This window comes from Streptomyces solincola, assembly GCF_002982015.1.
In the GTDB taxonomy this organism is placed as follows: Bacteria; Actinomycetota; Actinomycetes; order Streptomycetales; family Streptomycetaceae; genus Streptomyces; species Streptomyces solincola.
Genome location: NZ_PVLV01000519.1, coordinates 1 through 6,504, shown reverse-complemented (window position 1 = coordinate 6,504; position 6,504 = coordinate 1). Strand labels below are relative to the sequence as shown.

Sequence of the window (6,504 nt, the reverse complement as noted above, 5' to 3'; positions counted from 1 at the left end):
GTCCCCCCGAGCCACCGGAAACGCCGTCGCCGCCCTTGGACCCCGCCCGCCGGGCCTCAGCGGTCGATCAGCCGGCTCGCCGTCTCGATGTCGGTGCGCACCTGGTCGATGGAGGCGCGGCCGGAGAGCCAGGCGATCAGGGCCGAGTACCAGGTGTGCTCGATCACCCGGACCGCGGAGAGCTGCTCGGGGCTGGGGCGGTCCAGGCCGGTGGCGTCCACGATGATCGCGGTGGTGCGCCGGGACACCGCCTCCACCTCGGCCCCGGCGCCCCGGTCGGCGAAGGTCAGCGCCCGGACCATGGCCTCGGCCAGGTGCGGCTCGCGCTGGAGGGCGCGGAAGGCCCGCATCAGGGTCTCGGCGACCCGCTCGGCGGCGCTCTCGCCGGCCGGGGGCCGCTTGCGCAGGGTCGTGCGCAGATGGTCGAGCTGGTCCTGCATCACCGCCACCAGCAGATGGATCTTGGAGGGGAAGTAGCGGTAGAGGGTGCCCAGGGCGACGTCGGCGGCCTCCGCCACCTCGCGCATCTGGACCGCCTCGAAGCCGCCCCGCCCGGCCAGCTCGGCGCTGGCCCGCAGGATGGAGCGGCGGCGCGCCTCCTGGCGCTGGGTGAGCGCCGCCGCCGGTCTGGCTTGCGCGGTCATGTGTCCCGTCCCGTGTCCCGACGCCCGTGCTGTGCCTCGCCCCGCGGGGGGTCGCGGCGGCCGTGGCGCGAATCACCTGATCCGGACCGCACAGCGACGCTACCTGCCGGTAGATTCGAAGCTCTCCGAGCGATCAAGTCTGCAACTTGTTCTAGATTAGCGGCAACGGTTACGCTCCCGCGAAACGCACGCAGGACAGGCAAGAAGGGGGCCGCGAGTGACCGCCGAGGCCATAGACGCAGGCCCCCGCCGAGACGGTGACAGCGCCCCACGGGCCGCCGCCCCCGCGGGCGCGGACGACGCGCCGCTGCGCATCGCGCTCCTCAGCTACAAGGGCAACCCGTTCTGCGGCGGCCAGGGCGTCTACGTCCGCCACCTCTCCCGCGAGCTCGCCCGCCTCGGCCACACCGTCGAGGTCATCGGCGCCCAGCCCTACCCGGTCCTCGACGGCGGCGTCCCGCTCACCGAACTGCCCAGCCTCGACCTGTACCGGCAGCCCGACCCCTTCCGCACCCCGCGGCGCGGCGAGTACCGGGACTGGGTGGACGTCCTGGAGGTCGCCACCATGTGGACCGGCGGCTTCCCCGAGCCCCTCACCTTCTCGCTGCGGGCCGGCCGCCATCTGCGCGCCCGACGCGGCGAGTTCGACGTGATCCACGACAACCAGACACTCGGCTACGGGCTGCTCGGCGACCTCGGCGCCCCGCTGGTGACCACCGTCCACCACCCCATCACCGTGGACCGGCGGCTCGAACTGGACGCCGCCGCCGACTGGAAGCGCCGCGCCTCGGTCCGCCGCTGGTACGCCTTCACCCGCATGCAGAAGCGGGTCGCCCGCAGGCTGCCCTCGGTGCTCACCGTCTCCGGCTCCTCCCGGGCCGAGATCACCGAGGACCTCGGGGTCGCGCCCGAACGCATCCGGGTGGTGCACATCGGCGCGGACACCGACCTGTGGTCGCCCGACCCGGCCGTGCCCGAGGCCCCCGGCCGGATCGTCACCACCTCCAGTGCCGACGTGCCGCTCAAGGGCCTGGTGCACCTGGTGGAGGCGCTAGCCAAGCTGCGCACCGAGAACCCGGACGCCCACCTCGTCGTCGTCGGCCGCCCCGCCGAGGACGGCCCGGTCGCCCAGGCCATCGAGCGCTACGGGCTGGGCGGCGACGCGGTCACGTTCGTCAAGGGCGTCAGCGACGCCGAGCTGGTCGACCTCTACCGCTCCGCCCAGGTCGCCTGCGTCCCCTCCCTCTACGAGGGCTTCTCGCTGCCCGCCGCCGAGGCGATGGCCACCGGCACCCCGCTGGTCGCCACCACCGGCGGAGCCATCCCCGAGGTCTCCGGCCGGGACGGCGACACCTGCCTGGCGGTGCCGCCCGGCGACGCCGGCGCGCTGGCCCAGGCCCTCGGCCGGCTGCTCGCCGAACCGGCCCTGCGCGCCCGGCTCGGCGCGGCCGGCCGCACCCGGGTGCTGGAACGGTTCACCTGGGCGCGCGCCGCCCAGGGCACCGCCGAGCTGTACCGCGAGGCCATCGCGGCCCGCACGGCCGCCGGAGCCCGGCCCCGCCGATGAACGGCGCCCCCGACCCCGTACCGGCGCATCCGGCGGGCGACCCCCGCGCCGCCGCCACCCCGAACGACCGCGAAGGCAGGCCGACCCCGTGCTGACCGTCGACTTCTCCCGCTTCCCGCTCGCCCCCGGCGACCGCGTCCTGGACCTGGGCTGCGGCGCAGGGCGGCACGCCTTCGAGTGCTACCGGCGCGGCGCCCGGGTCGTCGCCCTGGACCAGAACGCCGAGGAGATCCGCGAGGTCGCCACGTGGTTCGCCGCCATGGCCGAGGCCGGCGAGGCGCCCGCCGGGGCCAGCGCCGTCGCCATGGAGGGCGACGCGCTCAACCTGCCCTTCCCCGACGCCTCGTTCGACGTCGTCATCATCTCCGAGGTGATGGAGCACATCCCCGACGACAAGGGCGTGCTCGCCGAGATGGTCCGCGTGCTCAAGCCCGGCGGCCGGATCGCGGTCACCGTCCCGCGCTACGGCCCGGAGAAGGTCTGCTGGACGCTGTCCGACGCCTACCACGAGGTCGAGGGCGGCCACATCCGCATCTACAAGGCCGACGAACTCCTCGCGAAGATCCGCGAGGCCGGGCTGCGCCCCTACGGCACCCACCACGCGCACGCGCTGCACTCGCCGTACTGGTGGCTCAAGTGCGCCTTCGGCGTGGACAACGACAAGGCGCTGCCGGTCCGCGCCTACCACAAGCTGCTGGTCTGGGACATCATGAAGAAGCCGCTGGCCACCCGGCTCGCCGAGCAGGCGCTCAACCCGGTCATGGGCAAGAGCTTCGTGGCCTACGCGACCAAGCCGCACCTGCCCGAGGCCGATGCCGCCGGGACCGAGGCCGGCCCGACGGCGGACGCCGCGCGGTGACCGCCCCCGACCGCGTCGCCGGACACCTCGTACTGCCCGGGGTGCTCACCGCCGACCAGGCCGCCCGGACCGTCGCCTCGCTGCGCGCCGCCCAGCGCCCCGACGGGGCCATCCCGTGGTTCCGCGGCCACCACCTCGACCCCTGGGACCACATCGAGGCGGCCATGGCGCTCGACGCGGCCGGCGAACACGGGGCCGCCGCCCGCGCCTACGAGTGGCTCGCCCGCCACCAGAACGCCGACGGCTCCTGGTGCGCCGCCTACCACGACGGCGCGCACGACCAGGTCACCGACCAGGGCCGGGAGACCAACTTCTGCGCCTACATCGCCGTCGGGGTCTGGCACCACCACCTGGCCACCGGCGACGACGCCTTCCTGGACCGGATGTGGCCCGCGCTCTACGCGGCCGTCGAGTTCGTGCTGCGCCACCAGCAGCCCGGCGGGCAGATCGGCTGGCGCAGCGAACCGGACGGCCGCGTCACCGCCGACGCGCTGCTCACCGGCAGCTCCTCGGTCCACCAGGCGCTGCGCTGCGCGCTGGCCGTCGCCGAGGCGCGCGGCGAGCCGCAGCCCGACTGGGAGCTGGCCGCCGGGGCGCTCGGCCACGCGGTGCGCCGCCACCCCGAGCGGTTCCTGGACAAGGACCGCTACTCGATGGACTGGTACTACCCGGTGCTCGGCGGCGCCGTGACCGGCCAGGAGGCGCGGGAGCGGATCGACGCCCGCTGGGAGGAGTTCGTGGTGCCCGGCCTCGGGGTGCGCTGCGTGCTGCCCAACCCGTGGGTCACCGGCGGCGAGAGCTGCGAACTGGCCCTGGCCCTCTGGGCGATCGGCGACGCCGACCGGGCGCTCGGCATCCTGAAGTCCATCGGGCATCTGCGCGCCGAGGGCGGGATGTACTGGACCGGTTACGTCTTCGAGGGTTCGGACGGCAGCGAACCGGCCGTGTGGCCGGAGGAGTTGACCACCTGGACGGCCGGTTCGCTGCTGCTCGCGGTGGCCGCCCTGGGGGGAGAGCGGGCGACCACCGCGGTCTTCGGGGGCGCCGGGCTGCCGCGTGGCCTCGAACCCGGCTGCGCCGAGTGCGAGGCCCGCGCCTAGCCGCGCGGGAGGTGCGGCCGGGTCAGCCGCGGCGCAGCCGGCCGGCGATGAAGTGGCCGACGAAGAGGTACACCACGGCCGCCAGGCCGTAGCCCATGACGACCCGCGCCCAGGCCTCGTCGAAGGTGAACAGGTCGTACGACCAGCCCGCCAGGAAACGGGCCGCGTCCGCCACCCAGGCGACCAGGTCGTTGGCCCGGTTGGCGTCGAGCAGGTACATCACGATCCACAGGCCGATGATGGCCGCCAGAACATCCGCGATGACGACGATCAGCGTCGCCGCCTGGTTGCTGCCGCTGTGACGGGGAGACATGCCCGACGGGTTGCCGCCGCCCCCGTCCGTAAACCTCTGCCCAAAGCACGAACTCCCGCGAGCACGAACCCCGGCAAGCGCGAACCCCGGCAAGCGCGAACCCCCGCCCATGCGTTCGTGGGCGGGGGCTTTCGTGTCCGTACGGCGTCGGTACGGCGCCTCGGTCAGCCGCGCTGGATGCCGGTGGTGTCCTGAAGGACGCCGCGCCGGCCGTCCTGGGTCTGGGCCACCAGCGCCTGGCCGCGCTGCTCCACCGCCAGGTACCAGGTGCCGGGGGCCAGTTCGGCGACCGGGTTGGGCGAGCCGTCCTCCGGGTAGAGCGGACGGGCCACCGGCACCGCGAACCAGAACGGGGAGAAGTCCCCGCCCGGTGCGGGCGCGGGGGTCGCGCCGCCCTGCGCGGCCTGGGCCGCCGGGTCGGCCGGGGCCGCAGCGCCCGGCTGGCCCGCCTGGGAGGCGCCCTGCGGCTGCGGGGCGCCCGGGTAGCCGTAGCCGCCGGTCTGCGGCTGGCCGCCCTGGGCGCCGAACGGCTGGCCCTGCGCGCCCGGGTAGCCGTAACCGGGCTGCGCCCCGTACGGCTGCGGGGCCTGCGGGCGCGGCGCGCCCATCAACGGGGCCTTCAGCGCCGGGACCAGCGGCGCGGCGATCGCGCCGCCGGCCAGCACGATCGCGGCCAGCAGGCCCAGGATCATGCCCGCGCCCGCGTCGGACGGCATGTCGATGATGGTCCAGAACGCCGTCCACAGCGCGAACACGCAGAACGCCACACCGAACTGGCCCAGGTCCAGGCCGGCCACCTTGCGGCCCGGCATGGCCCGGCCCACGACGACCAGCGCCGCGCCGATCACGCCGGCGAGGAACACGCTCATCAGCAGGCCCAGGTTGTCCCAGGCGTTGATGCCGTAGTCGGAGCAGTCCACGCCGCTGGGGCAGTCGATGCTGGTGAGGTCGAGGAACGAGGCGATGAACAGCACCACCGCTGCTCCGATCACCACGCCGTCGCCTCTAGTGAGGGATCGGATGTTCACGTGTCAGTGTCCTTGTCGGTCGTCTCGTCGGGGAGGCGCGAAGCACGGGCGTGGCCGGGCCCCATCGTCGAGACGAATCTATCGTCCGGCGGACTCAGCGGGTCAGGTAGGTGCGGATACCGTCCGCCATCCCCGAGGCCGCTTTCTGACGCCATGCCGGGTCTGCGAGCAATGCGGCGTCCTCGGGGTCGCGCATGTTGCCGCACTCCACGAACACCTTCGGCACGGTCGACAGATTGAGCCCGCCGAGGTCGTCGCGGACGTCCAGACCGGTGCCGCCGCCCACGTAGTCGGCGGGCGCCGTGCCGGTCGCGGCCCGGAAACCGGCCGCGATGCTCTCGCCGAGCGCCCGGGACGGGCCGACGATCGGGCCGGTGTCCGCACCGCCCTCGGCCACCTTCGCCGGCAGGATCACGTGGTAGCCGCGGTGGCCCGTGCCCGAGCCGTCCGCGTGGACCGAGACCGCGGCGTCCGCCCGGGCCTCGTTGCCGATCCGGGCCCGCTCGTCCACACACGGCCCGAACGGCCGGTCCGCGTCGTGGGTGAGGACCACCTTCGCGCCCTGGGCGGTGAGCAGGTCCCGCAGCCGGTGCGCCACGTCCAGGGTGAACGCCGCCTCGGTGTAGCCCTTCGCGGTCGCCGTGCCGGTGGTGTCGCACTCCTTGCGGTGCGTCCCGGCGTCCACCTGGCGGTTGATCTCCGCGGTGTGCCGGAAGTTCCCCGGGTTGTGTCCCGGGTCCACCAGCACCGTCCGCCCGGCCAGCGGCCGTTCGGCCGCGGACGAGGCGGTGGACGAGGGGGAGGCGGCGGCCCGGGGCGGCTCGCCGCCCGCCCGCCGCCCGTCGGCGGGGCCGCCGGCGTCGGGACCGCGGGCCGCCCACACCAGCGCGCCCGCGGCGGCCGCGGTCAGCAGCGTCCCGAGGACGATCACGGAGCGGCGGGACCGCCGGGGGAGGGGCGAGGACGGCTGGGATGACGAGGGCTGGGGGGACG

7 protein-coding genes are annotated in these 6,504 nt (G+C 74.8%); 3 read left to right on the top strand and 4 right to left on the bottom strand.

All coding sequences use genetic code 11. From position 1 onward, the window contains the following. Window positions 1-56: 56 nt before the first annotated feature. Window positions 57-644, bottom strand: a complete 588-nt coding sequence (locus C6N75_RS26160) for a TetR family transcriptional regulator (protein WP_105871347.1) — start codon at window positions 642-644, stop codon at window positions 57-59. 217 nt (window positions 645-861) lie between these two features. Between C6N75_RS26160 and C6N75_RS26155 the strand changes: the two genes are divergently transcribed. The 3 genes from C6N75_RS26155 to C6N75_RS26145 all read left to right on the top strand — a co-directional run bounded on the left by C6N75_RS26155 (window position 862) and on the right by C6N75_RS26145 (window position 4,170). Continuing rightward, window positions 862-2,211, top strand: coding sequence for a glycosyltransferase family 4 protein (locus C6N75_RS26155; protein ID WP_105871346.1), 1,350 nt, complete (start codon window positions 862-864; stop codon window positions 2,209-2,211). Between the two features lie 88 nt (window positions 2,212-2,299). After that, complete coding sequence (locus C6N75_RS26150; protein WP_105871345.1) at window positions 2,300-3,070, top strand: class I SAM-dependent methyltransferase; 771 nt, start codon at window positions 2,300-2,302, stop codon at window positions 3,068-3,070. Continuing rightward, window positions 3,067-4,170 (top strand): prenyltransferase/squalene oxidase repeat-containing protein, encoded by a 1,104-nt coding sequence (locus C6N75_RS26145; RefSeq protein WP_105871344.1) that lies wholly within the window; start codon window positions 3,067-3,069, stop codon window positions 4,168-4,170. The genes C6N75_RS26150 and C6N75_RS26145 overlap by 4 nt, the downstream gene beginning before the upstream one ends. Window positions 4,171-4,192: 22 nt before the next feature. On the opposite strand, the gene C6N75_RS26140 is transcribed toward C6N75_RS26145, so the two are convergent. The 3 genes from C6N75_RS26140 to C6N75_RS26130 form a co-directional block, all read right to left on the bottom strand. Then, the gene (locus C6N75_RS26140) at window positions 4,193-4,483 is read right to left on the bottom strand and encodes a hypothetical protein (protein ID WP_105871343.1); all 291 of its coding nucleotides are present in this window, start codon (window positions 4,481-4,483) and stop codon (window positions 4,193-4,195) included. A gap of 164 nt (window positions 4,484-4,647) precedes the next feature. Beyond that, the gene (locus C6N75_RS26135) at window positions 4,648-5,511 is read right to left on the bottom strand and encodes a DUF5336 domain-containing protein (protein ID WP_105871342.1); all 864 of its coding nucleotides are present in this window, start codon (window positions 5,509-5,511) and stop codon (window positions 4,648-4,650) included. A gap of 94 nt (window positions 5,512-5,605) precedes the next feature. After that, entirely contained in the window at window positions 5,606-6,439 is an 834-nt protein-coding gene (locus C6N75_RS26130) for an N-acetylmuramoyl-L-alanine amidase (protein ID WP_105871348.1), read from the bottom strand. Window positions 6,440-6,504: the final 65 nt, after the last annotated feature.

What these genes read in the sequence shown, in the direction of transcription:
- C6N75_RS26140 (WP_105871343.1), bottom strand. Translation starts at nt 4,483, where the DNA reads ATGTCTCCCCGTCACAGCGGCAGCAACCAGGCGGCGACGCTGATCGTC.
- C6N75_RS26160 (WP_105871347.1), bottom strand. Translation starts at nt 644, where the DNA reads ATGACCGCGCAAGCCAGACCGGCGGCGGCGCTCACCCAGCGCCAGGAG.